The following is a 26,657-nucleotide window of genomic DNA, read 5'->3' as shown; positions in this document are numbered from 1 at the left end:
ATGCTCCTCATCGCTCGCAAACGCATTTTACTTCTTGCGCTTCAGCAGATTCTTCAGTTTTGCGCGTCTGCTGGTGTGGCTGTTCAGGATTTTTTCCAGATTGCCGACTTTTTCACGCAGGGTGTCCATTTCGTATTTAACTTTGCGGATGTTTTTGTCGTTGAGCAAGCGTGCGACCTGATAAACTGATGCGCTCGCTTCGTCGCGGACCTTATCAAACTCAGCCTGAGCCTTCGCTTCGCTAATCGTGTTGCGTTTCAGATTGAGCAGGATGAGTTTTTGGCCAATTTCATCGATCTCTTTTTCATAGCCCGGCGCAAGTTGCGAGGTTGCGAGACCTACGCGGTGCGCATCATGTAGAGTGTCCAAGGCAACCTTGAGGTATTCGATGCTTTCATCGCCGTCGTCTAATCTGGCATTCGCGAGGTGGTCTTTTGCGGCGGCGGCGTGCTCTTCGGCTTTCTGGAGGATCATCCCGTAATACTCTGCTTCTGATGCATCCAGCAGGTCTTTAACATTTGCCTTGGCTGTTTCCAGAAGCTGGTCAGTGGACGCGATTGCATCTTGAAGGTTGGCTTTTTGCTCTTCATCATCAGCTGGGCCGAAGCTGTCCTCACGTTCCAACTCCAGCTCTTCTGATGGCTTGAGTGTTTCTTCAGGTTGATCCTCTGATTTCGATTGCACCGAACCAGACCTGCGCTTAGGACCTTTCGTACCCTGTTTGTCGAGAAGTTCCTCCATTTCATCAAGGTAGTACTGGAGTGTATTTAACGCTGCCTGAGCACGTCTGATCTCGCCTTTGAGGAGAAAGTCTTTCGCTTCAAAGGCCGTTCGGATACCGATGGAATGATACTTCCCGTAGTTTACTGCGTCATCGGCATTCTGGATCGTGGGGCTTAGTTTATTGAGATCAGCAAGGTCTGTTGTTACATCCTCAACTTCCTGTTCCAGCTCAGGAATTTTGTCTGCTATGGCTACACCGGAATCGTGTCTTGATTGCAGAGCTTCATTAACAACGCGCAGAGCAAATAGCTCAAACTCGGCCTTTTCGAAGTTTTCCTGCTCCATCAGCTTTTGTGCCTCTGCTGCATGTTCAGCACCACGCACCTGCATTGCTTCAAAGACTTCACGGTCCATGCCATCCTGAATGTCTTTCTTCAGAACCTCGAACTCGGCAAGTTTTTGCTGGCTCTCTTTTATCGTGGCACCGAGCTTTTCTGGATCTTTAGCAAGTGGCACTGCCTCTTGGAGCAGTTCAAGCATGCGATCCTCCTGGCTGAGTATGTATTCACTTTCCTTGTCAGGACCGAAGCGGTCTCCTTTCCTGATCAGGGCAATAGCTCGATCAATAGCCTGAAGAGCTGAGCGTTCAGCATCATCAAAAGCCGTTGCAAGATGTTTGATGTTCTCAAGCTCGGGCCTGCGCTTCACAAGCTCTGCGATCCTTTCGCGATAAACCCCAAAGCCTTTGTAGAAGTTTGCTTTTGCTTCTACAAACAAGTCTGCGTAGCGTTGCACTTCACCATCAACCACATCCACAGCGGCTTGCGCTTCATGGACGATGTCAACGCCATTGATGTAATCCTTCTTTTGGACCGCTCCTCTTAGTTTCTCAATCAAGTCTTTGGCTTCATTGTACTTTACGTCAAATTCAGAGAAGTCCAAATCCCAATCAACGTATTGGTTGAGCCCCTCACTGATTTTGTCAATCTTATCCTGAAAGTGCTCAGCACGTTGGTTCATGCCCCGTAGTTTAAAGGTGGCGATGCTTTCACTTACATTGTGAATTCCATCCATAGCTTTGTAGAAGGACTGTGCTTCTGCCAGCTCATGTTTCATCTTAGCCATAATGCCGTTTACGTCACCACCTTCGGGTGGATTGGACAGAGCTATCACTGTTTCAAGCTTTTGCTTTGCTGACTCGAAATAGTCATTGAACGAGGCTTCAAAATCTCCGCGACAGAAGTCAATCCAATCACTGTAGGAGGCCTCGATGATATCAGAGAGTGTCTCGACTTCGGCAAGGATCTCCTCTTTTTGAATCCCGAAGACCGTGATATCAGCATCGCGTTGTGCCTGGGCGTCGAGTTCTGCTCTTACAGCAGCAACACCTGCGTCACCGAGAGCATCGAGCATGACGTCCATAGCTTTCTCGATCTCTGAAAACTGCAGTACTGCGGCCTTTCCCTCTCCAGATTTTGCCAGTTCATGAGCTTTATCCAGACCAGCTCTCGCAGTGGCATCTGCATTTTCAAAAACTTTCAAAATCTCTGGAAATTTTGCAACCGTGTCTACAAGTTCGGACAGCTTAATGTAGTCAGTCAGCAAGTCAGAAAATGACGTGAAGATCTTAAGTTCTTCGTCTAGTGCTGCTTTTTCCGCTGCCTCACTCGCCTGTCTCATGCTCTGCCGGTGTATTTCAGCCAGATCCAAAGCATCTCGAGATGCTGCAACATCTTGTTTTTCTACGGATATTTTGAGTTCCGCAATATTGTCCATTGCTGTCAGATAGGCATCATCTAATGCGGACAGATCAATCGCCCAGCCACCCAAGTTTTCACGTACTTTGTAGATATCTTCGAATGCAGCAAGGTAGTATTTGGCTCCCTCAGAGATCCCGTTGAGCTGCGACATCACGATTTGCTTGCTGACATCAAATGCATTTTCCATGTCACGGTAGGCTTTTTTTGCCTCTGTGATTGGCTCTCGTATGCTCGTGATGAATAGGTCCTGATTGACTTTCATCCGTGGGCCAGGTGTCATCATTTGGTCAGCGCCTGTAAGCCAATCCATCGCTTCATCGATTGAGGCGTTTGCCAGTTGGAATGAGTTCTGGAACCGGTTGAGGTAGTCTCCTTCACAGAAACGTTCCCAAACTTTATTCCCCTCTTTGACAGCGTTTTTCAGCTGTTCGACCTCAACGCGAAGCTGCTTTAACTCCCTGACGAATAGTGCAATTTCTTCCTGCTCTTCTTTTTCCGCCAGTTGCTCTACAGTTAGAGCTTCCTCTTCCACTTCAGATGTTTCCGTACCTGCCTGATAGCTTTCCGGTTGCTTTGGTTTTGGCGGATTGGCGACAAAAGCGTCCAGATTGACCATAGATTGCTTCAGGTCTGCCAGCGCGCCTCTGGCGTCTGTGATGCGGCCTTGGCTGATGTAGTCGAAGGCTTCTTTGGCGTAGCCTTGGGCGATCATCCTGAAACTGAGAAATTCCCCACGAAGTTCATCATTTACAATGCCATTCGCAACGTTTTCATAGGCTTGAATTCTGCCCCAGGCCTCTTGCACTTCAATCTTCAGGCCTGCGACTTTGGCTGCGGTTTTTGCGCCGCGTTCCAAGGCGATTTCGAGGCCGCTGAGAGCAATCTGGGTGTTATCGATTGCATCGTCGGCGTCTTCGTATTTCTTACGTTTGAAGAGATTTTCCGCCTGATCAGAGTACTCGACAGCTCTATCGTATAGATTATCGAAAATTGCCTCTTCTTCTTTGTCTTTGAAGACATCGCTGCGATCATTGAACTCGGCAATATTTTCTCGCAGTCTGTCCAATGTCTGCATGAAGAGCTCGGTATTTTCCTCCTGAGTGGCAGCTGTTCTGATCCCCTGAAAGTACTGCAATTTGTCGACATGGTTTTGCAGGTTTGTAATGGAGGTCTGAGCGTTGGCGGTGACCTGATTAGCCTCGCTCAGGTTTTCATTTTTCACCGCTGTTTCTGCTCGATTAAGGTTGAACTCAACTTCGCCCACAATAGTATCGAACCTTTTGAGGTAAATGACTTTTCTCTCATCTACCTCTGCAAATTTCACAAATTCAGAGCGACGGGAGAGCAAAATATCGGCTTGTTTTTGCAGTAAAGCGATCTGATCCTGTGCAATCTCAAGAGCCGATTGTGCCTCCACGGCAATCTCGTGCATCTCTGTGAGGTCAAGCTTGACCTTTTCAAGCTTATCTTCTGCGGACAGCACTTCACCTTTCAATAGGTCAGATTGCGCCTCTGCAATAGCGCTACGCGCAGACTTATCCGCCTTCCTGAAGACGGGCAAAAGTCCGTTGTACTCGCTCACCAACCCTTCCTGAGAGGCCAGCTCATCCGCCTTCTTTGTCAGCTCAATCGCATCACCAGCAAGCAGTTTCACTTCGTTCTCGTCATCATCGTCCTCTTCAGGTGTCCCTTCAGAAGACGCAATGCTTTGCAACATAACTTGCTGCATTTCGATGAAGCCGTTTTCAGCGCTCTCAGCCGCTTTTTCGGCCTCAATGCCGTTGCCTGCAGCGACCAGAGATGTTGCTTGCTTGCAGTTAGTTACGACCGCCTCATGAAGCTTCTCAAATTCTACCAGGTCTTTGGGATTATGCTCAATTTCGGATTTACGTGTACTCAGATCAGCAGCTGCTGTTTCGGTTGATTGAACTCGGTTCTCGATATCTTTTTTCGCGTTTGCAGCGTGTTTTTGCGTTTTCTTCAGCAGGTCTTTCAACACCGCAAGATTGATAGATGCGGCTTGTAGACTTTGCTTGGCAACAGAGATGCTGTTGCTGTTCAATGCCGTGTTCAGATCCCTAATATTTTCAGCAGCCTGCTCGTAAGCCCCGTCAAAGCGAGACAGATCAATGTTCCAGGTTTCAATACTGGCGCGTTGCTTATGGACATCATCCAGTTTCTTCTTGGCTTCAGCTGCTATCCCCCTCATGCTATCGAGAGTGATGTCCTGGCCTTCCTTGAAGTTGGACTGCATCACGCGGAGATATTCTTCTCCACGGTCCATGAAGGCCTGCAGTTTACCAAGGTCAACAAAGCCTTTTTTGTCTGGCTTGTTCATGATGTCATTGGCTTGCTTTACATTGGCTTCAGCCAACTGCTTGGCATCTTCAAACACCCGCTGAGTGACGTCTTCAATGAAGACATCGGTTCGCTTGCCAGCTATATGTACTGCTTTAGCAAGAGACCTTAAGTTCCTGCTTACTTTAGACAATTCCTTTTGATGAATACGCTTGCGTTCTGCCAGATCCAGAACAGCCTGCTGTTCTTCGGCTTTGTCTTGCGGGGGTTGTTCTGCCTGAGAAACAGAGACTGTTTCGCCACCTTGCCCATTTTCGCTGTTCGGCACCTGATCATCATCATCAGGTAGCTCAAACCTGACCTTCATCGTCTTTAAGACTGCATGCGCCCAGTTTTCGTGCTCTGGAGGGAGGCTATTCTCAGGCATTTGGAAACTCCGAAGTTCTGGAAACTGCTGTTTCACACTTTAATCGCGCTGCGCATAATTATGCGTTGTCGCTCTTCGGATATGGGAAAAATCAAGTCTTTCGCTGAAAATTTCGTTGCCGATACTTGGTTAAGTTAAGGTAAGTTTAGATCCAGCCTGGATTTGTATTTGAGGCAAGATTTAAATACACAAAATGCGATGGTTATTACGCAATGCACACAACGGAAATTGGCCTTGCGTTGGTTTGCGTTGAAATGTGATTGTAACGGTTTGAAAGCTCACAGGCATTCTTGAGAAAGAGATTCAGGAATGCCTGTTAATACACTGATTTAACTAGAATAACCTTCAGCTTACATCTGTAAACTTTGCTCCAACATCGGCAAACAAGGCTAAGTCGTTTGCTGCGTCGGTTAGCGTTGTTTCGTAAAACTCTCCATCCACTATAGCTTTATAGAAGGCGTCCAACTCAATCCGGAACGGGTCTTCATAGGACGGACCAATCACCTCTTTGGTGGTCTGTTCATCGGTTGAACGAGTGATACTAAGTTGTGTCGGTAGATTACGAATGTACGGCGTATCATAGGTCACATGGTACCGCTCCGTCTGGGTCAAAACTTCGATGCCTGCATCGAATTCAGCAATGTCAGAGATGACAGCTTCGTACAGCGCGGTGAAGTGACCATAATCAAACAGGACCATCACCGTTTCCCCACCATGCTGCTTGGCGTAGCTCACCGCCTTTGGCATGCCGAGCAGATCACGCATGGCGGAGAAGCTGTGTGAGGACAGCCCGGTCAGGACCTGATAGGCGCGCAACTGATCTTCGCTGGCGTTCTCCCCCATGATCTCACGAAGCATGGCTGTGGTGCGCTGCTGGCCTTTTGTGATGATCTCCTGCGGGACATCGCTACCGCGGACAACGGGGCGGGTCTGGCGGGTGAAGTATGGCGCTTCGCGGATGATATCACGGATGCGGACATGGCGGATGTTTGCCAGATCCGGCATGCGGTCCTTCAAAGCGAGGAAGCTGCGGGAATATCTGCGCATGTAGCCAACGAACACCACGCTGCTGCTGCTTTTTTGCTCTTCCAGCAATGGCGGGATCTGGTGTTTGTTGAGGCAGACCGGCTTTTCGATGAAGACATGCCTGCCAGCTTTCATCGCCTCTGACAGGAGATCTGCATGCAAGTGATCCGGTGTCAGAATGAAGATTGCATCCAGCGAGCGGTCTGCAACCAGGTCTGAGGCTGCAGCATACCGCTTTGCGACGCCATAGCGGTCGCCGATGTACTCCATAAGCTCGTTAGAGACATCGCTGATGGCCGAGATGGTAAAGCGGGCATCATCTGCAAGAAGTGGCAGGTGCATCAACTGAGCGACTTCGCCCAAGCCAATAATTCCGACGGACAGTGACATTGTTCTTCCTCAGACTTAAGCGAGTTTTGCAATAAAGGAGAAGTTGCGGCGGGCGAGGTCCAGAGGTGTTTCGCTTGCGTTATCAGCAATATCTTGCTCAACAACAACCGGTCCCCGGAAATCCCTTGCCCGCAGGACGTCCATAACCGCCGCAATATCAACGGCTCCGTCTGCAAGTGGGCACATGACACCTGCAGCCAGAGACGCAGGAACGCTGAGTTCGCCAGACAGAACGCGCGTGCGTACAGCTGGATCAACGTTTTTCAGATGCATGTAGTCGATGCGATCCCATTTTCGCTGCATATACGCCAGTGGATCCTGATCCCAGAACGCATGGTGGCCTGTATCAAGACACAGGTTGAGTGGCGTGTTTTGCAACAAGTCATCAATCTGAGTTTCCAGCTCAACGCATGTGCCGATGTGGGGGTGGAAACTCAGCGCAACACCGTAGACTTCAGCAAGCATTGCATGGGCCTTTGTGAGGTCCTCATACATTTGCGAGCGCGCGGCCTGTGTCATCACACCGAGCTGTTCTGGCGGATAGACGTTGCTTTCATCCATCACCACCAGATGCTTAGCGCTAAGGGATGACAGGAGTTGACCTTGTGCCTGCATGTCTTCATGGAACCGGGCACTTGTTTCCGGCTGGGAGAACGTGTGCACGTGGGTTGCGCCGATCAAGGTGAGATCGTGCCTCGTTAGCATGGCCTTGAGCGCTTCTGTGTCCTTTGGCAGGTACCCGAGCGGGCCAAGCTCAGTCCCCTTGTAGCCTGCGCTTGCGACCTCTGCCAGATACTCCTCTGGCGTGTATGCGTTGCCTGTTGGATAACAGACGCCCCATGAACACGGTGCATTCCCGATCAACATGCCGTGCTGTCCTATTCCGTTACTATGTATATTGGATTGGAAAGAGCCCGGATAATGGGCTGTTCCAGTATGTCTGCTTCAGTGAGCCCCAAAGGAAGCTTTTTGCCTTTGAACGCCCCTAAAAATTCTCCAAGCAGCTCGGTGTGGTTTTCACGCGCAACGATCTCAGTTCGCAGGAATCCTGTAGCTGGCTGGTTGAAGGAGATCTGCTGTTCATCATTGATGAGAACATCTTCTTTCCGCAAGCCGGATGCATCCACCCAGCGCAACACATCCCCTTTGGCGCCTTTGACGTGCACGGAGAAACTTGTGGTACCTGTTGGCACTTTATCCCCCATGCGCACCAAACCGGAGGTGAGCGACAGGTGCGGGCCGTCTGGCCCTTCGGTCACATACCCGAGCCCTGCTTTCATGGCGTTCAGAACAGCTTTCTCGCTGAGTTCATCCAGCCAGAGCACTGTCGTCGGGCGAGCCAGCACAAGCGGCCCTTCCGGTAACAGTTGGTCGGGTTGATGGTAGTCGCTGCCACCAATCAAAGAAATCTGATGCCCCTCACTGAGGCGCTTTTGATAGCGTGCCAGTGATACCCAGTTGTACATGAGCCATGCAGATTGCCAGACCTCCATGCAGTCGATCTCTGGCAGCTCGTAGGTCCAGTCAATCGGCGGTTTGTCGTGATTGATGGAGAACAGACCGCCGCGGTCATGAGCCGCTTTGGCGACGATGTGGGCGTGATCTGGCCTGGTCATGCGGAAGTCGAGCCAGTCATCAATGCCGAAGACATTGGCGTGGCCGACTGCGGTTGTGACTTCCATGCCCCTTACGAAGACCAGATCCTGTGAAGAATGCGGGTGGAAATATCTGCGCTGGGTGGTGGTGTTGTGGTCCGCGATTGCCAGAAAATCCAGCCCTGCCTGTTTTGCAGCGGCGTGGAGCAGCTCAGGCGCGCCGCGTGCATCGGAATGAAAGGTGTGGCAGTGCAGATCCCCCTTGTACCACCCTGCCCCTTGGCGCACCGGATTGGGTGTGACGGGCTGTGGCGCAAGCTTTCTGGATGTCTGATCAAAGGAAATGGAGAGCTCTATGTCAGCGCCGTTTTCCGGCACTTTGTAGAGCCCCAGGATAATCTGCCATGTGCCCGGCTGGATCTGGCCATGCACATAACCCGGTGTTGCATCATCCAGCGCGATGAAGAAGCTGTCGCGGGCGCCCCCGCTCCAGCCACGAAACCCCGAGATTGCCGGAAACGGCGTGATCTCGGGATCAAGGCATCCAAGATCGATGATACAATCCTTGGCCTTGGGGTAGTTCAGCAACACGTCAAAGCGTGTCGTTCCTTCCGGCACCTCAAATTCCAGATAGAAGTACGGATCTTTGAGCTGATCCGCCTTCGTGGTGTGGTGCTGCAAATTGAGGTGGTCCAGAGTGTCACTCATTGTCCAATGCCAATCTGTTTCCGTCTGCATCAAACAAGGAGATATGCTGACTGGAAAAGCCGAGAGCTACATCTTCTGACAGGATGATGTCGTCATCTGTGAAGATGCGGGCTGTGAAGCGGGCAGCATCCGGACGCTCGATGGTGACGAGCTTTTCGGCGCCCATGTTTTCATTGGCAAACAGTTTGCCGCGCACCACGTTTTCTTCTTCAGCTGTTGCACGCAGATGTTCCGGGCGGACCCCCAGCGTGATGTTGGGGTTGATGGCAACGGCTTCTGCAAAGGACTTATGCATCGGCAAGGCCACAACTTCCAGACCATCAGCTTTCACCTTCAGGCTGTTGTCTTCCACCATCGCTTCCACTGGCAACAGGTTCATGGGCGGGTTGCCGACGAAGTTTGCCACAAAGGTGGTGGCTGGTTTGCGGTAGATTTCCATTGGAGTTGCAAACTGAACAATCCGGCCCTGATCCATGACCGCAACGCGGGTGGCGAGCGCCATGGCTTCGGCCTGATCGTGCGTGACGTAAACCGAGGTCATGCCCATGCTGTGCTGCAAATGGTGGAGGAAGCCGCGCGCTTCCAAACGCAGCTTGGCATCCAGATTGGAGAGCGGCTCATCAAACAGGTAGACCTGACTCGGGTTTACCAGTGCACGGGCAAGTGACGTGCGCTGTTGCTGGCCGCCAGAGATCTGCGCTGGCAAACGGTCCAGCAAATGGCCGATCTTCAGAACATCCGCCACTTCCTGCGCCCGCTCGCCGCGGGTGGCTTCATTCTCACCGCGTACTTTCAACGGATAAGAGATGTTCTGGCTGATGTTCATGTGCGGATAGAGTGCATAATCCTGAAACACCATGGAGATTTTGCGATCACGCGGATGCAGGCCGGTTACATCTCTATCACCGATATAGATGCGGCCACTGGTTGGCGTTTCCAGCCCGGCGATCATGCGCAAACTGGTGGTTTTTCCGCAGCCGGACGGGCCCAACAGGCAGATGAACTCGCCGTCGTTGATCTCAAAGCTGGCATTGGAGACTGCATTAAAATCGCCGAAAGATTTGGTGACGTTTTGAAAGGAGATAGAAGCCATTTTTGTTCTTCCGATTATGCTTTAATGCCGCCGAAGAACCGGAAACCAAACTTCCAGTTTACGAACAGATAGAGAGAGATGACAGGGAACGAGTAGATCAGCGCATAGGCTGCAAGCAGCGTGACGATTGGCGTTCCAGCTTCCGAATAGAAGGAGTAGATGGCCACAGAGGCAGGCATCAACTCGTCAGAGCGCAGCAAAATGAACGGGATCAGGAAGCTGCCCCAGATGTTGACGAACGCCCAGACCACCACGACCACGATCCCCGGACGGATGACTGGCAGTGCCACATCACGGAAAGCCTGCATGGAGGACGCCCCGGCGACCATCGCGCTTTCCTCGTAGGACTTGGGAATACCGTCGATAAAGTCGCGCAGGATGAACATGGCTGTTGGCAGCAGACCGCCAGCAAAGACAAGGATTACAGCGACATGGGTATCGATGAGGCCGAGCTTGGAGACGATCAGGAAGATTGGAACCATTGCCGCACTGCCAGACACCACGGAGGAGAAAAGCAGCAACAGGTATGTGATGCTTTTTTTGCCGGGAATGTCCGAGCGTGACAAAGCATAGGCTGCCAAAGTCGCTGCGAAACCGACAAGAACCACGCCGCCAATGCTTTGGATGAACGAGTTCAGCAATCCGCGCATTGCGAAGGTGTTTTCAAAGACGGTGAAGAAGTTCTTCAGCGTAAACGGGCTTGGAATTTCCAGTCCGAGTTCTGCACGCGCGTTGAAGGGAGCGAACAGGAACCAGATCAAAGGCAAGGCAAAGCAGATGCCGATCAGGGCTGCAAGAACAGAGAAGCTGATACGAGACAGAATTTGCTGGAATGAGAGGGTCATTATTCCGCTCCCTTATGTTTCTGTTTTGCGATGCGCAGATAGAACAGAGCAAAGGCAAGGTTGATCAACATGATGACCACGCCAACGGCGGCCCCTTTGCCAAACTCAAAGTCTTTAAAGGCGACGCGATACGTGTAGATGGACAGCAGCTCGGTGCGGTACGACGGGCCGCCTTGCGTCAGCAGGAACGGGGTAAACACGTTGAACGTCCACATGGTGATGAGGATCAGATCTGTCACCACGTGCCCTTTGATGAGCGGCAAGGCGATGTCTTTGAATTTTTGGAAAGACGTCGCGCCAGCAACATCGGCTGCCTGAAAATAGCTTGGCGGAAGAGAGGCAAACGCGGAGTTGAACAGCATCATGGAGAACGCTGCACCGCGCCAGGTGTTGAAGAACACGATCACCCAGAACGGATTGTCCAGCAACCAGTCCCCCGGCTCCAGCCCGAGTGCTGTTGTCAGCATATTCAAGGTGCCGTTGTCGTAATCAAGGAAGGCAAACCAGGCGAAACCGATTACGACTTCTGGCAGAATCCAAGCCACGATGACGGCAGATTCAGAGAAGACCTTCACGTATTTGGGGGTTGATTGCAGCAACCATGCGAGGATCATGCCCAGCAGTGCCTGCCCGATAAGAGCGGAGAGCAGCACAAACTGAATTGTAAGAATGAGCGAGAACCCAAACTGGCCTCGTGTGAAGAACGTTTCCATGTTGAACAAGGCGACGTAATTATCAAACCCGACAAACTCGGGGTTGAGAGCTGTTTTACCAAGCAGAGTTCTGTTGGTGAAGGAGACAAAGATCACCCAGAAGAAGGGAACGATCACAAATGCGCCGACAAGAGCCGCAGCGGGCGAGAAAAACAGCGTTCCCGCGCGCACAGACAACAAAGAGAAGTTCTTCAAAATACACCTTCCCAAGAAGGGAGATTACTGGATCGAAAGATCAGGGAGAGGATAAGGGCGCGCAACAGGAGCGCGCCCTGCCCCGGAGTTGGGGTAAGCCTTATTTGCTTACGGTGTTTTCTTCACCAACAATGGCGGTAACGTCAGACTTGTACTGCGCCATGGCCTGCTCTGGTGTCTGCTCGCCGGAGACAACTGCTTCTGTCATACGCTGTACTGCAACAGATACTTTGTTGTAGTAGGCGTTGTTTGGACGCGCGGTGGTCAGTGGCAGAAGTGTCTGAGAGGTTTCTGTCAGGAAGTCAGAGTTTGGAATCCAGACATCATCACGAATACGAACGCGCGGGTTGATCGCCTGGAATGCATCCAGCTGCTCTTTGGAGTTCATATAGGACAACAGCGCCCATGACTCTTTTGGAGCTTTGGAGTTTGGATTGATCACAAACCCCGTACCACCGGACATGGTCACGAAGTCCTGACCGCGGAAGCCTTTGCCTGGTTCCTGAGCTGGCATCTTCTTCCAGGTCATGTTGACGTCGCGGTCTTTGACTTCAAATTCAGCGCCCGGCTTGGTGACTGAACGGTAGAACCAGTCGCCTTCAACCAGCATGGCTGTTTTGCCATCACGGAAGTTTGCGAATGTGCGGTTGCGACCATCCCCCAGCAGCTGAGCGCGTTTGTCGCCAAGCTTTTCATCAACGTAGATGGTCTTATAAAGATTCAGCGTATCGAGAATGCCTTGTGAGGAAACGATCCACTTGCCGTTCTCGTCCAGCATGCCTTCACCGGTGCCGAGAATGGCCATCCAGTAACCCTGCATGGTGGTTGCTTCACCCATGGAAACGCCCGCATTCAGCTGAAGCGGAGCGGATTTAGGCATTGCCTTTTTGATGGTGCGCGCTGCATCCAGAACGTCTTTCCAGGATGTTGGCTGCCATGTGTCAGCGTCAATACCTGCCTGTGCGAAGATGTCTTTGCGCACAAAGATCATGCGGCTGTCAGTGCCAAGCGCGATACCGTAGGCCTTGCCGCCGTAGGACATCAGCTCTTTGGAGCCATCAGAAATGTGAGACCAGCCTTCCCACTGGTTCACCTCTGCGCCAGCAACCTCTTCCAATGGCTTCAGCAGACCGGCGTCTACGAAGTTTGGAATAAGGAAGCCGTCGAACGATGATACGTCCGCGCCAGCACCGGTTGAAAAGTCCAGAGCAAGCTGCTGTGTCAGCTGCTCGTCTTTTCCGGCAAACTCTTTAAAAATCACTTTTACGTCTTTGCCTGTGGCTTTCATCATGGTTTCAAAACCAGGAATGACGCTTGTTTTCAGCCAGACAGCAGCTGCACTGTTCACGCCGCCTTCCACACAACGGCAAGTGATGGTGACGTCCGTTGCCATTGCTGGCCCGGCCAATGCTGTGGCAGCTGCAAGACCCAATGCATAACTACGCAATTTACTCATCTAAATTATCCCCCCAGGGCATCCTGTGTTGGTGTGCCTTGTCACTAATCTTGAGAAATCGATCAGTGAATTTAAAATGAACACGTTTTCATTATTCGTCAACACTCAAGAGAAAATCAAGAGGATTCTAAAATATTACGCCAGCAAATATTTTACAGAAACGGCACAAATCTGTCATATTTTCGTCGTGCATAAAGAATGTTCGATTGACATCCTAGGGTTATATACGGCATTAATAGTGAACACGTTTTCACAAATTGAGTGGTTTTGAGTGTCAGAGCATCCAAACATCCAAGAGGCGAAACGCCCCGAACGCGCGACGGCAGATACAGTTGCCAAACTTGCAGGCGTATCGCGAGTCGCTGTTTCACGCGCTTTCAATCCACATGCCTCTTTGAAGAAGGAAAAGCGTGATCTGATTCTCAAGATCGCGAAGGAGTTGGGTTACACGCCAGACATGGCAGGACGTGCACTAGTGACACGCCGATCCCATCTGGTGGGGGTGATCGTACCAGATGTGTGCAGTCCATGGGAATCGCAGGAGATCGACGCGCTGACCACTGCCCTGCAAGGGGAAGGGTTTGCCACGTTGCTCTTCAAGACACGCACTGACCAGAGCATGGATGAGCGGTTGCTGACCTATATGAAAGGCTTCAACCTAGACAGCATCATCGCTTTTGCCGAGAACGTTTCACCTGATACACTGACCCATTCGCTGGGCCGTGCCGTGCCGATTTACGTGAGTTATTCGGAGGATGGCAGTTTGCCAAACCAGCCGGGCTCCACATCCGTCTTTGATCGCTTGATTGTGGACCAGAAGACCGGCATCGATCAGGCTGTTGCTTTGATGCAGGCTTATGGCTGCAAGAACTTTGCCTATCTTGGCGGTACGACCACATCCCTTGCAAATACAGAGCGTGAGCGCGCGTTCAAATGCATTATGAAAGAGCGTGGTTTGCCAGAGCCGCTGGTGTTGCAGGGCGACTATACCTATGAGACCGCCCTCGCCTCCACGCTGGACCTGTTCAAGGTTGGCGAAGGCGTTGATGGCATTTTCTCTGCAAATGATGTTGGCGCATTTGGTGTGATTGATGCTCTGCGCTTTCGGCTGGGCCTGCGGGTTCCTGAGGATGTGAAAGTGGTTGGCTTTGATGACATCGCTCAGTCCGGATGGCTGAGCTACAACCTCACCACTGTGAAAATTGATCTTGAAGATCGTGTCCGGGCTCTCGTACGGCTTATCTTGCGGCGCCTTAAAGACCCCAATGCCCCAGCCATGACCGAGACACTGCAGACCCGCCTGATTGTGCGCGGTACTGTTGGCTCATAAGAAGCAAAGAAATATGTCCCCAAATACTATTCACCTGATTTTCAAAACCCACCTGGATATCGGTTTCACTGATCATGCGGAGAAGGTCCGGCAGCGTTATCACTCCTATTTTTTGCCGCAAGCGCTTGATACGGCGGAGCATTTCTATTTTGAAAACCCGCAGGACCCGAAATTTCGATGGACCACGGGCGCATGGCTGATCTGGGACTATCTGAACGAGGCGTCAGCTGCTGAAGCAAAGCGTCTGGAAGCTGCGATTGAGAAGGGTTTGATCCGCTGGCACGGATTGCCGTTCACGACACATTCTGAGCTGATGTCACCAGCCCTGTTTGAGGCCGGCCTTTCCTACTCCAAAGAACTGGATGAGCGGTTTGGGGTGAAAACCATTGCCGCAAAGATGACAGATGTTCCCGGACATACGCTTGGTATTGTGCCGTTGATGGCGAAAGCTGGCATCAAGTTTTTACATCTGGGGGTCAACACCGCCTCTCCGACACCAAAGCTGCCGGACGTGTTCCGCTGGCAGGCCCCTTCCGGTGAGGAGGTTCTGGTGCTCTACCAAAACTCCTATGGTGCGACGCAGTTTATTCCGGGTGTTTCTGATGGCCTGAGCTTTGCGCATACGGAAGACAATATCGGGCCGCAGAACATCGGACAGACGGTGAATGTGTACCGTGCGATGGAGCGGCAGTATCCGGATTATCAGATCAAGGCAGCGACGCTGGATGAGTTTGCCGAGGTGCTGTGGCCTCACCGGGAAAGCTTTCCCGTTGTAACGCAGGAAATCGGCGACAGCTGGATCCATGGCAGTGCGACTGATCCTGTAAAGTCAGCACAGTACCGGGCATTGCAGCGGGTTTATGATCAGTTTGCTGAAGACAGCCTCACGGCTCAAAGACTTTCCTTTGGTCGCAAGCTTTCCATGGTGGCAGAGCATACGTGCGGCGTAGATATCAAAACCTATCTACGCGACGAACAGGCGTGGGATCGTGGTGACTTTGACGCTGCGCGCCAAAACGATCCGCGCTTTCAGTATGCTGAAGCGTCCTGGGCTGAACAGCGGGCTTATTGTAAGGATGCCGTTGCTGCGCTTGATAAGGATGACCAGAAGATTGCCAGGGCTGCGCTTAAAGAACTGTGCTGCCCGCTTCCTCATGCAGGTCCGTTTGAGATTATCAATGAGGCTGAGTTTGGCGGTTGGTCCATGGAGATCGACAGCGATAACGGTGCGATCAAACGACTGACTACTCCGGATGGCACTGATCTGTTTGGGCTGGATGACAATCTGCTGTCGTTTACCCATGAAACCTATGATGCCAGCGATGTCAAAGCGCATATGGATGCCTATCTGACCCACGAAGAAGAATGGGCCATTCTGGATCACATTAAACCGGGATTGGATAAGGCTGGGACTGCGACATCCAAAAGCCATTGCCCGAAGTTTGAAGGGCTTGCGGTTGCCGACGATCACGTCGTTCTTTCCTATGTGATGGCCTCGGATATTCCCGGCGCAACCTCCAACATTCAGCTGGCACTGAATGGGTCAAACGACAAGCTGGAGATCACGCTGCGGCTTTACGGTAAGATTGCCAACCGGATGCCCGAGGCTGGGTTCCTGCGGTTTGCGCCGGATGGTGCGGCACGCTGGCAGTTCGATAAGACCGGATATTGGGTGGATGCCCATGACCTGCCGGATATGAGCGGTGGTCAGTTGCAGGCGATCTTTGGGGCGAGAGCAAAAGCAGATCAGGAGATCCGCATTGTTCCGCTGGATACTCCGCTTGTGGCACCTGCCGAGCTGCCGTTTATGCCGTTCCAGCACAGGGCACCTGCTTATGATCAGGGCCTTTGGTTCAACATCTACAACAACAAGTGGGGCACCAACTTTCCGATGTGGTGGGAAGGTGATTTTAGCGCCCGGTTTGTGGTGGAGATTGGCGCTTAATTCGCCAGAGCCGCAATAAAAAAGCCAGCTCACGGCATTGGACGTGAGCTGGCCTCTCGGGAGCGTAGGAGTTTCAGTTTATTCAGCTGCAACAGACTCGCTGTCGGAGCCGCGGGCATCCCACAAGCCCTGATAGATTTCCATCATCTCAGCAATGGTTGGCGTGACCGGGTTGTTGCCCGGAGAACCTGAGGCGAGCGCCTGCTCTGCCATGGTTTCGCAGCGGTCCATGAATTCCTGACGATCAATGCCAAACTCTTCCGGTGTTGGCACGGAGAGCTCATCATTCAAGGCACGCAGCTCAATCAGGAGCTTGCGATTTGCCATAGCATCATCATCCTGCTGGGATGCAAAACCCAATGCGCGTGCAGCCTGAGCGTAACGCTCTGGAGCAGCTGGAATTGAGAAGGCTGTCACATCTGGCAGAAGCATCGCGTTAGAAAGTCCGTGCGGCACATGGAAGAACGCGCCAATCGGGCGGCTCATGCCGTGCACCAGAGCAACGGATGCGCTTGAGAACGCAACGCCTGCAAGGGTTGAGCCGAGCATCATCTCTTCACGTGCTTTTTCGTTGTTGCCTGTGTGGTAGACTTCACGCAGGTTCGGGCCGATCAGCTTCAGAGCGGCCAGTGCCTGACTGTCGCTGTACGGATTTGCCTTTTTGCTGACATAAGCTTCGAGTGCATGGGTCATGGCATCAATGCCGGTGTCCGCGGTGATGCGTGCTGGCAGGCTCATGGTGAGTTTGTAGTCCACCAGGGCGGCAACAGGCATGAAGCCGATGCCGACACACAGCATCTTTTCGCCGCGCTCTTCATCTGTGATGATGGTGAAACGGGTTACTTCTGTGCCGGTGCCAGCAGTTGTAGGAACGGCAATAACTGGCAGGCCCTGCTCCGTGACGTCTCGTGGGAAGCGGTAGTCGCGCATTTCCCCGCCAAACTTTGCCAGAATCGCAATGGCTTTTGCGCTGTCGATCGGGCTGCCGCCACCAAGGGCTACGATGCAGTCATAGCTGTCTTCCCGCGCCTTTTCCACACCCGGAAGGATGGAGGCGACGGTTGGCTCAGGCAAAGTGTCTGCAAAAACTTCGCTTTCAATGCCCTCAGCCTTCAGGCTTTCCTGCATAGATTCGGAATATCCCAGCTGAACCATCATGGGATCTGTGACGATGAGAGGCTTTTTGCAGCCGATTTTTGCCAGAACTGCAGGCAATTGAAGGGCGGCTCCCGCACCAACTTGCATGATGCGCGGCAGAATGATCTGAGATGTCATGAGAATGAACCTTTGGTTATTGTCACCATCTGGGATGCCGGGAACATCCCAGATGGTTCGGGGTGAGAGCGCCTTACTCGGCCGGGGCTGCAGCAGGGGCTGCATTGCCAGCTGAATAAGGATGCTCTTCGTCATCTATGGTGGAGATGATTTCTGAGACCTCGAGGTGGAGTGATTTGAGCAATCCCCACGTGGTCAGGATCAGCACGAAGGAATACGGCAGAGCCGCCACGATCGAAGCTGTCTGCAAGGCTCGCAAGCCACCGGCGAACAATAGCACCGCTGACACGGCGCCAATGGAAAGGCCCCAGAAGATGCGGTAGCGGTTGGCCGGATTCTCGTCGCCCATGGACAAGATGGTGCAGATCACGAGCGTCGCGGAATCCGCAGAGGTTACAAAGTACGTCACCAGCAGAACTGTACACATCGCCGCGCCGAGGATGGTGAGCGTGGAGCCCAGATCCATCAGTTCGATGGTTGTGTAAAGAGCCGAGGTGATGTCCGCATTCACCGCTTCTGTCACCCCGCCAGCGCCGAACAGTTCAAGGAACATTGCGGTGTTGCCGAAGGTGGTGATCCAGAATGTGGAGAGCAGTGTTGGTGCCAGCAGGACGCCGAGCAAGAATTCCTTGACGGTACGACCTCTGGAGATGCGCGCGATGAAGATGCCAACGAATGGCGCCCATGCAATCCACCAGCCCCAGTAGAAGATGGTCCAACCACCCTGCCAGCTGTTGCCCGGATCCGTTTCAACCCAGAAACCAAGCGGAATTGCGTTGGTCAGGTAGTCGCCCAGATTGGTTGCGAATGACCCGAGAATGTAAACGGTCGGGCCAAAAATGAGGAAGAACACAAGCATCACCATGGTGAGGTGCATGTTGAATTCACTCAGGATTTTGATGCCCTTGTTCACGCCACTCAGGACGGACATGGTTGCCAGTACGGAGATAACCGCGATGATGATGATCTTGTTGGTGATGCTGACTTCAAAGCCGAACAGGTAGTTCAGGCCGGTATTCATCTGCTGGGCTCCCAACCCAAGAGATGTCGCAATACCGAAGACTGTACCGAAAACAGCAAGCAGATCGGCAGCATGGCCGATTGGACCGTAGATCTTATCACCAAAAATCGGATAGAGCCCTGAACGAACGGACAGCGGCAGGCCCTTGCGATAGTGGAAGTAAGCTAGTCCCAGACCGGAGAGTGCAAACAGTGCCCAACCATGCAAACCCCAGTGGAAAATACTGATCCGCATTGCAATTTGAGCGGCTTCTACGGAGCTTTCCTGCCCTTCTGCGATAAACGGATTACTTTGGAAGTGGTAGATCGGCTCTGCGATACTCCAGAACAGAATCCCGATACCGATGCCGGCTCCAAAGAGCATCGAGAACCAGGAAAAGAAGCTGTATTCCGGCTTTTCGTCATCTTTGCCCAAGCGAATATTGCCGTAACGGCTCATGGTCATCGCGAAAGCCAGAAACAGGAAAAAACTGACCAGACCAATATAGTACCAAGATAGATTATTTGCGATGAAACCTTTAGCTGAATTGTAAAGTGAGCCAGCAGTTTCAGGAACCATTACAGTAAATAAAACAAACGCAATGACGAGTACTGTAGACCCGACAGCCATAACAGGATTTACACCTGTAAACAGGCCCTCCCCCGTCCTTCTTTCAGTATTGCTGTTATTATACATTTGTCCCCCTCAAGCTTTATTTTTGCTGTCCTGATTGAAGGTTGAATTTTTGCCGGAGGGTTAAATTGTTATCAATCAACAAAAAAAGACCCAATGGTATAAAAATATTTATGAATAGTTTTACGTAGAGTATGAAATTCTACCCATACGAATGGGAGAAGTTAATGAAGAAGAATTTACCCCCGCTCAATTGGCTCAGGGCATTTGAAGCGTCGGCGCGTCATCTCAGCTTTACGCATGCATCAACAGAGCTCAACCTTACGCAGGCAGCGATCAGTCACCAGATCAAAGGCCTGGAGAGTCAGTTGGGATCTGTGCTGTTTAAACGATTGCCGCGTGGCCTGGAGCTGACAGATGCGGGGGCGGCGTATTTGCCGGCAGTCCACGAATCCGTGGAGCGCCTGAAGGCGGCAACGGAGGAAATCTTCGGTCAGGGGCAAAACAATCTGCTGACTGTGAAGATCAACATGGTGTTCTTCATGCGCTGGCTTGCCCCGCGTATGAAAGAGTTTCGCAAGCTGCACCCAAAGATCAACCTGCGTGTCACCTCCAATATCTGGCTGGACAACAAAGAAACCTCTGGTGACTGCGATCTGGAAGTGCGCTACGGGCGGGGAAAATGGCCGTCAGTTCAATGTGACCGACTGACACGAGACGAGTTATTTCCGGTTTGCAGCCCTTGTTATCTGGAAGAAAACGGGCCGTTGGAGTCGCCAAAAGACCTTGCAAATCATAGTGTTTTGCATGTGATTGGTTATCAGGAAGGCTGGGGATACTGGCTGAAGCAGACCAAGCACAGTGATGTAGAACTGCGGCAGAGTTATCAGTTTGATACGCTTGTCACGGCTCTGGAAATGGCAGCTTTAGGAGAAGGCGTTGCTTTGGGCAGAACAAGTCTTGTGGAAAATGCACTGAAGTCCGGCCAGCTGGTTGCTCCACTGGAAAATCGCGTTCCGACGGAAGAAGCGTTTTATCTGGTTTACTCCAACACAAGCCTTGAGCACCCGCATGCTGTCACCTTCAGAAACTGGCTGTTGAACGTAATACATGAGGGGTAATCTCCCTTTTGGGCAGGACACTGTCCCCGCTGCACAGGCGGCATGAAACAGGTTTGGTGGAAGAAATTTCAGCTTCCACCAGTCCGGCAAAGGCAAAATCAAACAGTTCAGAATTAGACGAGCTACAAAAATTTTTATGCCTGCACCGAAATTTAAATTGCTGGTTTCTACGTAGGTGCCTGCCTATTGTTTTTCCAATGAAGTGAACCGTTGCTGCGAAGCATTTCACCCATAACAACCTGAAATCAAAGACATAATTATGTCTGGAATAAACTGAGAACTGCCGATGGGCGGTTTCTGAGGATGATGTTGCATGGAAAAAAGACTTCCCCTTGAAGGTGTCAGAGTTGTTGACTTCGGTCAGCAGATTGCAGGTCCAGCTGTTGCTATGATCCTTGCGGATATGGGCGCAACTGTTATTCACGTCGATCCGCCTCAAGGGCCTCAGTGGGATCACCCGGCAAATGCGATTTTAAATCGTAACAAGAAATGCATCCGGCTTGATCTGAAGTCAGAAGCTAGCTTGCAAAAGGCGTTTGACCTGATTGCAGAAGCCGACGTGGTGCTTGAAAGCTTCCGCCCTGGCAAGATGAAAGACCTTGGGGTCGATTTTGCTGCGCTGCGTGCTGAACGCCCTGAGCTGGTTACGCTTTCAGTCCCGGGTTTTGCCAGCAATGATGAGCTGCGCCGTGAATGGAAAGCAACGGAAGCTATCGTGGCCGCCACATCAGGCGCGTTCACCGACATGGGCTTCAACCGTGTTCTTATGGGTCTGAACCCAAGCTTCTCACCGCTTCCACTGGGCTCTTCTTATGCCACGACAATGGCGGCCAGCTCTGTTGTGATGGCTCTGCTTGCCCGTGAGAAGACAGGCCGTGGCGATACGATTGAAGTGCCGATCGCAGCTGCTCTTATGGAAGGCCTCTCCTACAATTCTGTCGTGATTGAAGGCATGCCAGAGCGCTACATGACCATGCGCGAGCACGAGATTACTCATCGCCGTGAAAATGATATCGAGATGGATCTTTCCTATGAGGATCTGCAGGAATATCTCGATCCGTTCTACCGGACCTATGAGTGTGCAGATGGCCGTTATTTCTATGCGGTCTGCCCGTCTCACCGCAACCACGCCCGCCGCTGCCTGCAGGCTCTCGGTATTTACGAAGAGCTGCTTGCTGAAGGTCTGCCTGAGGTAAACAACCTGCACCTGCCAATTGCAGAGTGGGACGGGGAAACGTCCATTGGTGTGTATCCGCTTCCGAAAAAGTGGGCTGATATCATTTCCGTGAAAATGAAGAAGGTGTTCCTCACTAAAACCTCTGATGAATGGGGCGTTATCTTTGGTGAAGGCCAGATTCCAGGTGCACCACATCGCACCACGCAGGAATGGGTGAACAGCGAGCACTGCAACACGTCCGGTCTGATTGTCGAAGTGAACGACCCTGAATACGGCCTGATGAAACAGCCCGGTCCTGTTGTGTGGTTTGAGGAGATTGTAGACTACCTGCTCACTCCGAAACCCCGCGAGAACGTAACCTTTGAAGAGGCTTTGGCAACTCTTAAAGCCGTTGGCGACACGGGCTCTTTGCCTGCCCCAACAGCTCCAGCGGCAGACAAAGACGGCTGGCTCAATGATCTGCGTATTCTGGATCTGACCAACGTGATTGCGGGTCCGCATTCCACTGCCTTCCTTGGTCGGTTTGGCGCTGAGGTGATCAAGCTGGATCCGGTGAAGCCGCTTTACGATCCGCTGATTGGTACGCTGTTTACGTTCCAGACCAACATTGGCAAAAAGAGTGCGCTGGTGGACATTACTACGGGCGAAGGCCGTGAGGCTTTTGAGCGTCTGGTGAAGTCCGTTGACCTTGTGGTGATCAATGCCCCTGACCGTCAGATGAAGCCGCTTGGCCTTGACCATGACAGTTTGCAGGCGATCAATCCGGGCGTTCTGTTCTGCCGTCTGGACTGCCTTGGTGGACCAAAGCCGGGACCAAAGACCAACTACATTGGTTATGATGATATCATTCAGGCCAACAGCGGCATCATGAGCCGGTTTGGCGGCGTTGATACACCGGAAGAGCATGCGCATCTTGGTACGCTGGACGTGAACTGTGGCTTTGCGGCTGGTCTTGGTATGGCGTTGTCGCTTTATCACAAGCACAAAACCGGTCAGACCTCCCGTGCGCGGACCTCTCTGTCAGCGGTGACCAATCTGGCGCAGATCAAGTTTGCGTTTGATTATGAAGGCCGTGCCCCGTTTGATGAAGCCTCCGGACGTGATGCCCTTGGCAACCACGCACTCTCGCACTTCTATAAAGCCTCTGATGGTTGGATCTTTATGGATGCAGAGGACCACGAGCTTATTGACCTTGCACAGGTTGAAGGTCTGAGCGGTGTGGAAGAAGCCAATGACACCGCTGAGTTCCTGCGAGTTGCCTTTGAACAGGACACTGCAGAAAGCTGGTGTGAGAAGCTGAGAGCAGCGGATATTGCAGCGGCTCAACCTCTGGGCATCGAGCATCTGCGTGACACGTACACCCGTACGGCTGATGGTGCGGTTGGTATTGATCGTGGCAGTTACGCATTTTCCACCTATGAGGATCACCCAAGTGGGCACCGCGTGACGCTGATCGACCATTACTCCATCCGCCCGGAAGAAGCCGCTATCCGCGCCTTGCCTAGCACTGAGGCTTACGGCAATTCCACACGCGAAGTGCTTGCCGGTGTTGGATACAGCGATGAGCAGGTGGACGACATGATTGAACGGCGGATTGCTGGCACCGGTTGGGGCCGAGAGTTCCTGCCGAGCTGATTACTTATAAACGTATATCCCTTTCCCATAGTAGGGGCCCACACATCAGGGATATGCTTTAATGGAACCCCCTCACAGCGCTTCAGGCCTTGTGAGGGGTTTCTGCTTTTTGGTGTCTTGCTCAGGTCTTTAATGCGTAAGCGCTGCTGAGCCGTAGGTGAGCAGGGCTGCACAAATCATTGTTAAAGTGAAAATCATTGAGGTGAGCATGGAGAGCCATGCAGGGCATCTGGTCAGGCCAAGGTATCGGGTCAGGATGATCCGCGCCTTAAACAGGATCAGCGCAGCGATGATCAGCGGGCCCACATAAACAAGCAATTCGCTGCTAAACAAGCTGAGGCCGTAGCCGAGCAGAGTGAGTGCAACCAAGACTGCCCAGGCTTTGAGCAGATCATTCATCTGGATGCTTTTAGAGGGTGTTTTGTTGGTGTCCATGATCACAGCCCCTGCCCCATGAGATAGAAAATGGGGAAAATAATGACCCAGATCAGATCAACCATATGCCAGAAGGCTGTGCCCGATTCCATGTTGTCCTCGGTGGGCCACAGGGCGATGATGCCGAGTATGATCAGGCCAAAGATCACGTGCGCCAAATGGAATCCGGTGACCAGATAGTAAAGCGTATAGAATGTGTTGGTCTCAACATTGAGGCCAAGGGCAAGCTTTTCCTTGTACTCGAAAATCTTGAGCGCGATGAACACGACACCGAGGCTTCCTGCCCCCAGCAATGCCAATCTTGTCTTCACGATCTCTTTGATTTTGGCAAAACGCACCGCGATGGCAGCAAACAGGCCTGAGGTGAGCAAGATGATTGTGTTCAAGGTAGCAAGAGGCACATTGAGGTGCGTACGTGCCTCACGGTAGATCTCCGGATTGAGCAGTTCGTTGCCGGCGAAGGCCCACAGCGCTCCGCCGAACACGAGGATTTCGCTGACGATCAGGATCCACATCATGGGATCACCGGGCAGATTTTCCAATGCCCAGGGAGAGACAGGCTGGTGATAGACCCGTTCTGCAGTCTCGTTTTCTTTCTGGCAAACCTCGTCCATTACGCCCTTCCAGCCGATATGAGTGTTTGATGGCAAAGTAGATCGATTTGCCTGCGTGGTCCTTGTTGGAGCGCTAACTGTAGCTGCTCTTTGCTATCTGATTGGCTGATTGATGGTTTGTTCCACCCAGTTTTGCCAGGAGGAGACGAAGGAGCTTGCCAATCGAGACAGTGGACGCTGGTGCGGCACGAGGATGGAGTAGCCAAAAGGCACTGTGGGCTCGAAGGGCAAAAACACGATTTTGGAGGCATCCCCGCGGCTGCGCTGATAGCTGACCGCACTCAAAGCATCGACAACTGCGCAGATCTGCCCGGCTTCGACAAAATGGAACAGCGGCAGGAAGTATTGAGTGTCAATGCGGATATCAAAATGCGCATCACTGGATTGGAACGCGGCTTTGGTGGCCTCAAAGGTGGAATGGCTGGGCTGGAGCACGCCCATGGGCACACCGTCCAGATCCTTCGCGTGGATCACCTTCTTGTTTGCCAGTGCTGATGTTTTCGGGACAGCGCACAGGCAGGTGCATGGGATTGTGGTGTTGTGAGACAAGACATCCTGCTCCGTGCCTACAGCTGCATCACAAAAGCCGATGTCAAAGCTTTGTGCGGCGATCAGGTTGAGGATTTGCGGTGAGCTGCGGGTTGCCAGAGTGACCTTCACCTGCGGTTTGTCCTCGATGAAGTTGCTGATGAACTCGGGCAGCAGATAGGAGGATGGACCGGGCATGGCAACGATACTCAACGAGCCTTGCACCTGATCGCGCATGTTGCTGAGGTTCTGCTCAACCGTCTTCAAACGATCCAGAATGCCTGAGGCCTCCGAGAGCAAATAATGGGATTCCGGGACAGGAATCAGTCGGCGGCCTTCACGTAGAAAGAGCGGCATCCCCAAATCATCTTCCAGTGCTTTGAGCGATGCGCTGACGGCGGGCTGGGTGCGATGAAGGTTTCGTGCAGCGTGGCTGACCGATCCGGTTTTCATAATCTCGCGGAAAACCGCCAGTTGCTGCAGGTTCATGGGCACCTCAATATATAAACAAAATCTATCATAACCATAATATTTCGAATTTGCTTTTATGAATAAGGCTAATCACCATGAGGCCAATAATTATAAATACCTATCACCTTGAATTGGGCTTATCTGAATTTATTAGAGGGGGGATACTCATGGGATTATTCAGTAAATGCGCCGGGATTGCGCTTGCTTGCACGATGATCAGTGGTGCAGCAGTTGCGCAGGACATCAAATTTTTCCGCATTGGTACAGGTGGTGCTGGCGGAACCTACTTCCCGATTGGCGGGATCATTGCCAACGCTATCTCCAACCCACCCGGCTCTCGTCCGTGTGATCAGGGCGGTAACTGCGGTGTTCCAAATCTGGTGGCGATCGCGCAGTCAACCAACGCATCAGCACACAATGTGAACGCTATTCAGGCGGGCCAGATGGAAGCAGGTCTGACAGGTGCTGCGACACTTCATTTCGCCTATCACGGCTCTGGCAAGTATGAGGGCAACGCCAAACCAGACCTTCGTGTGATTGCAAACCTTTACCCTGAAGACTTGCATCTTGTACTGCCAAAGGGTGGTGAGCTGGACAGCCTAGCGGACCTGAAAGGCAAACGGGTTGGAATTGCGCAGGCAGGTTCTGGAACGCAGATTGCTGTTGAGCTCATTCTCGGTGATCACGGCGTCAATCGGAACAATATTGATGAAGCTGAACTCAACAACTCTCAAAGCGCGGAGCGGACAGCTGATGGTCAGCTGGATGCCTACTTCTATGCTGCGGGAACCCCGGTTGCTGCCATGATCCAGCTGGATAACACCAAGGGCATGGATCTCTATTCCTTCACTGAGGCTGAAGTTGCTCAGGCGAACAAGACTGTTCCCTACTACATTCCTTCCACCATCCCTGCTGGCACTTATCCGGGCGTGACGCATGACACCAACACGGTGGCAGTGAGCGGCATGTTTGTGACCAATGCTAATATTGATGAGGAACTGGTCTACGAGATCACTAAGGCGCTTTGGTCCAAGACCGCCCGTAAACTGCTGGATAATGGACATCCGAAGGGCAAGGTCATCACCATGAAGAGCGCGCTTGATGGCATTGATGGTATTGGCGTGCCGCTGCACCCGGGTGCTGAGCGTTACTACAAAGAAGTTGGCCTGCTCGATTAATCACAGTCTGACTTAAAACGGCAGCGGGAGTGTTCTTCCGCTGCCTTCTGTCGCCACCGGTGGTTCAGCCTTGCCGCATGCTTTTG

General features: G+C 52.2%; 18 protein-coding genes. 5 read left to right on the top strand and 13 right to left on the bottom strand.

The annotated features are described in order from the left end of the window. Positions 1–27: 27 nt before the first annotated feature. From PsAD46_RS15785 to PsAD46_RS15750, 8 genes are all read right to left on the bottom strand, one after another. On the bottom strand, positions 28–5,208 hold the full coding sequence (locus tag PsAD46_RS15785; protein ID WP_063307324.1) for a hypothetical protein: 5,181 nt from the start codon (positions 5,206–5,208) through the stop codon (positions 28–30). Between the two features lie 345 nt (positions 5,209–5,553). After that, positions 5,554–6,624 carry a Gfo/Idh/MocA family oxidoreductase gene (locus tag PsAD46_RS15780; RefSeq protein WP_063307323.1) on the bottom strand — a complete coding sequence of 357 codons (1,071 nt, stop codon included), beginning with the start codon at positions 6,622–6,624 and terminating at the stop codon, positions 5,554–5,556. Positions 6,625–6,639: 15 nt separating this feature from the next. Then, on the bottom strand, positions 6,640–7,491 hold the full coding sequence (locus PsAD46_RS15775) for a sugar phosphate isomerase/epimerase (protein WP_084404429.1): 852 nt from the start codon (positions 7,489–7,491) through the stop codon (positions 6,640–6,642). 11 nt (positions 7,492–7,502) lie between these two features. Then, the gene (locus PsAD46_RS15770) at positions 7,503–8,927 is read right to left on the bottom strand and encodes a CehA/McbA family metallohydrolase (RefSeq protein ID WP_063307322.1); all 1,425 of its coding nucleotides are present in this window, start codon (positions 8,925–8,927) and stop codon (positions 7,503–7,505) included. Further along, entirely contained in the window at positions 8,920–10,020 is a 1,101-nt protein-coding gene (locus tag PsAD46_RS15765; protein ID WP_063291992.1) for an ABC transporter ATP-binding protein, read from the bottom strand. Before PsAD46_RS15765 ends, PsAD46_RS15770 begins: the two co-directional genes overlap by 8 nt. A gap of 14 nt (positions 10,021–10,034) precedes the next feature. Next, entirely contained in the window at positions 10,035–10,865 is an 831-nt protein-coding gene (locus PsAD46_RS15760; protein ID WP_063291991.1) for a carbohydrate ABC transporter permease, read from the bottom strand. Further along, positions 10,865–11,773: a sugar ABC transporter permease gene (locus tag PsAD46_RS15755; protein WP_057465211.1), complete on the bottom strand. Its 909-nt coding sequence runs from the start codon at positions 11,771–11,773 to the stop codon at positions 10,865–10,867. Before PsAD46_RS15755 ends, PsAD46_RS15760 begins: the two co-directional genes overlap by 1 nt. A 100-nt stretch (positions 11,774–11,873) precedes the next feature. Then, positions 11,874–13,229, bottom strand: a complete 1,356-nt coding sequence (locus tag PsAD46_RS15750) for an extracellular solute-binding protein (protein ID WP_057465212.1) — start codon at positions 13,227–13,229, stop codon at positions 11,874–11,876. A gap of 271 nt (positions 13,230–13,500) precedes the next feature. On the opposite strand from PsAD46_RS15750, the gene PsAD46_RS15740 reads away from it, so the two are divergent. Both PsAD46_RS15740 and PsAD46_RS15735 read left to right on the top strand, forming a co-directional pair. Then, a complete protein-coding gene (locus tag PsAD46_RS15740; protein WP_063307320.1) occupies positions 13,501–14,559 on the top strand; it encodes a LacI family DNA-binding transcriptional regulator in 1,059 nt (352 codons plus the stop codon). A gap of 13 nt (positions 14,560–14,572) precedes the next feature. Further along, on the top strand, positions 14,573–16,504 hold the full coding sequence (locus PsAD46_RS15735) for a DUF5054 domain-containing protein (RefSeq protein WP_063307319.1): 1,932 nt from the start codon (positions 14,573–14,575) through the stop codon (positions 16,502–16,504). 78 nt (positions 16,505–16,582) lie between these two features. Here the strand turns inward: PsAD46_RS15735 and PsAD46_RS15730 are convergent, their stop codons facing one another. Further along, the gene (locus PsAD46_RS15730) at positions 16,583–17,779 is read right to left on the bottom strand and encodes an iron-containing alcohol dehydrogenase (protein ID WP_057465389.1); all 1,197 of its coding nucleotides are present in this window, start codon (positions 17,777–17,779) and stop codon (positions 16,583–16,585) included. Between the two features lie 73 nt (positions 17,780–17,852). After that, a complete protein-coding gene (locus PsAD46_RS15725; protein ID WP_208981867.1) occupies positions 17,853–19,475 on the bottom strand; it encodes a BCCT family transporter in 1,623 nt (540 codons plus the stop codon). A 164-nt stretch (positions 19,476–19,639) separates the two neighbouring features. Between PsAD46_RS15725 and gcvA the strand changes: the two genes are divergently transcribed. Both gcvA and PsAD46_RS15715 read left to right on the top strand, forming a co-directional pair. Beyond that, complete coding sequence (gcvA, locus tag PsAD46_RS15720) at positions 19,640–20,533, top strand: transcriptional regulator GcvA (protein WP_063307317.1); 894 nt, start codon at positions 19,640–19,642, stop codon at positions 20,531–20,533. Between the two features lie 313 nt (positions 20,534–20,846). Continuing rightward, positions 20,847–23,345, top strand: coding sequence for a CoA transferase (locus PsAD46_RS15715; RefSeq protein WP_063307316.1), 2,499 nt, complete (start codon positions 20,847–20,849; stop codon positions 23,343–23,345). Positions 23,346–23,474: 129 nt separating this feature from the next. Here the strand turns inward: PsAD46_RS15715 and PsAD46_RS15710 are convergent, their stop codons facing one another. From PsAD46_RS15710 to PsAD46_RS15700, 3 genes are all read right to left on the bottom strand, one after another. Continuing rightward, positions 23,475–23,780: a hypothetical protein gene (locus PsAD46_RS15710; RefSeq protein WP_063307315.1), complete on the bottom strand. Its 306-nt coding sequence runs from the start codon at positions 23,778–23,780 to the stop codon at positions 23,475–23,477. Between the two features lie 2 nt (positions 23,781–23,782). Further along, positions 23,783–24,394 carry a cytochrome c oxidase subunit 3 gene (locus PsAD46_RS15705; RefSeq protein ID WP_063291983.1) on the bottom strand — a complete coding sequence of 204 codons (612 nt, stop codon included), beginning with the start codon at positions 24,392–24,394 and terminating at the stop codon, positions 23,783–23,785. A gap of 93 nt (positions 24,395–24,487) precedes the next feature. Continuing rightward, positions 24,488–25,411, bottom strand: a complete 924-nt coding sequence (locus tag PsAD46_RS15700) for a LysR family transcriptional regulator (protein WP_057465220.1) — start codon at positions 25,409–25,411, stop codon at positions 24,488–24,490. A gap of 149 nt (positions 25,412–25,560) precedes the next feature. Between PsAD46_RS15700 and PsAD46_RS15695 the strand changes: the two genes are divergently transcribed. Continuing rightward, positions 25,561–26,571, top strand: a complete 1,011-nt coding sequence (locus PsAD46_RS15695; protein ID WP_057465221.1) for a TAXI family TRAP transporter solute-binding subunit — start codon at positions 25,561–25,563, stop codon at positions 26,569–26,571. Positions 26,572–26,657 lie beyond the last annotated feature (86 nt).

Origin of the sequence: Pseudovibrio sp. Ad46 (genome assembly GCF_001623065.1) — a bacterium.
Classification (GTDB): Bacteria; Pseudomonadota; Alphaproteobacteria; order Rhizobiales; family Stappiaceae; genus Pseudovibrio.
The sequence above is the reverse complement of the archived record's forward strand: the minus strand, read 5'-3'. Positions and strand labels throughout refer to the sequence as shown.

Excerpts from the sequence above, each read along its gene's own strand:
- PsAD46_RS15785 (WP_063307324.1), bottom strand. The coding sequence starts at position 5,208 with ATGCCTGAGAATAGCCTCCCTCCAGAGCACGAAAACTGGGCGCATGCA.
- PsAD46_RS15780 (WP_063307323.1), bottom strand. The coding sequence starts at position 6,624 with ATGTCACTGTCCGTCGGAATTATTGGCTTGGGCGAAGTCGCTCAGTTG.
- PsAD46_RS15775 (WP_084404429.1), bottom strand. The coding sequence starts at position 7,491 with ATGTTGATCGGGAATGCACCGTGTTCATGGGGCGTCTGTTATCCAACA.
- PsAD46_RS15770 (WP_063307322.1), bottom strand. The coding sequence starts at position 8,927 with ATGAGTGACACTCTGGACCACCTCAATTTGCAGCACCACACCACGAAG.
- PsAD46_RS15765 (WP_063291992.1), bottom strand. The coding sequence starts at position 10,020 with ATGGCTTCTATCTCCTTTCAAAACGTCACCAAATCTTTCGGCGATTTT.
- PsAD46_RS15760 (WP_063291991.1), bottom strand. The coding sequence starts at position 10,865 with ATGACCCTCTCATTCCAGCAAATTCTGTCTCGTATCAGCTTCTCTGTT.
- PsAD46_RS15750 (WP_057465212.1), bottom strand. The coding sequence starts at position 13,229 with ATGAGTAAATTGCGTAGTTATGCATTGGGTCTTGCAGCTGCCACAGCA.
- PsAD46_RS15735 (WP_063307319.1), top strand. The coding sequence starts at position 14,573 with ATGTCCCCAAATACTATTCACCTGATTTTCAAAACCCACCTGGATATC.
- PsAD46_RS15730 (WP_057465389.1), bottom strand. The coding sequence starts at position 17,779 with ATGACATCTCAGATCATTCTGCCGCGCATCATGCAAGTTGGTGCGGGA.
- PsAD46_RS15725 (WP_208981867.1), bottom strand. The coding sequence starts at position 19,475 with ATGTATAATAACAGCAATACTGAAAGAAGGACGGGGGAGGGCCTGTTT.
- gcvA (WP_063307317.1), top strand. The coding sequence starts at position 19,640 with ATGAAGAAGAATTTACCCCCGCTCAATTGGCTCAGGGCATTTGAAGCG.
- PsAD46_RS15715 (WP_063307316.1), top strand. The coding sequence starts at position 20,847 with ATGGAAAAAAGACTTCCCCTTGAAGGTGTCAGAGTTGTTGACTTCGGT.
- PsAD46_RS15710 (WP_063307315.1), bottom strand. The coding sequence starts at position 23,780 with ATGGACACCAACAAAACACCCTCTAAAAGCATCCAGATGAATGATCTG.
- PsAD46_RS15705 (WP_063291983.1), bottom strand. The coding sequence starts at position 24,394 with ATGGACGAGGTTTGCCAGAAAGAAAACGAGACTGCAGAACGGGTCTAT.
- PsAD46_RS15700 (WP_057465220.1), bottom strand. The coding sequence starts at position 25,411 with ATGAACCTGCAGCAACTGGCGGTTTTCCGCGAGATTATGAAAACCGGA.
- PsAD46_RS15695 (WP_057465221.1), top strand. The coding sequence starts at position 25,561 with ATGGGATTATTCAGTAAATGCGCCGGGATTGCGCTTGCTTGCACGATG.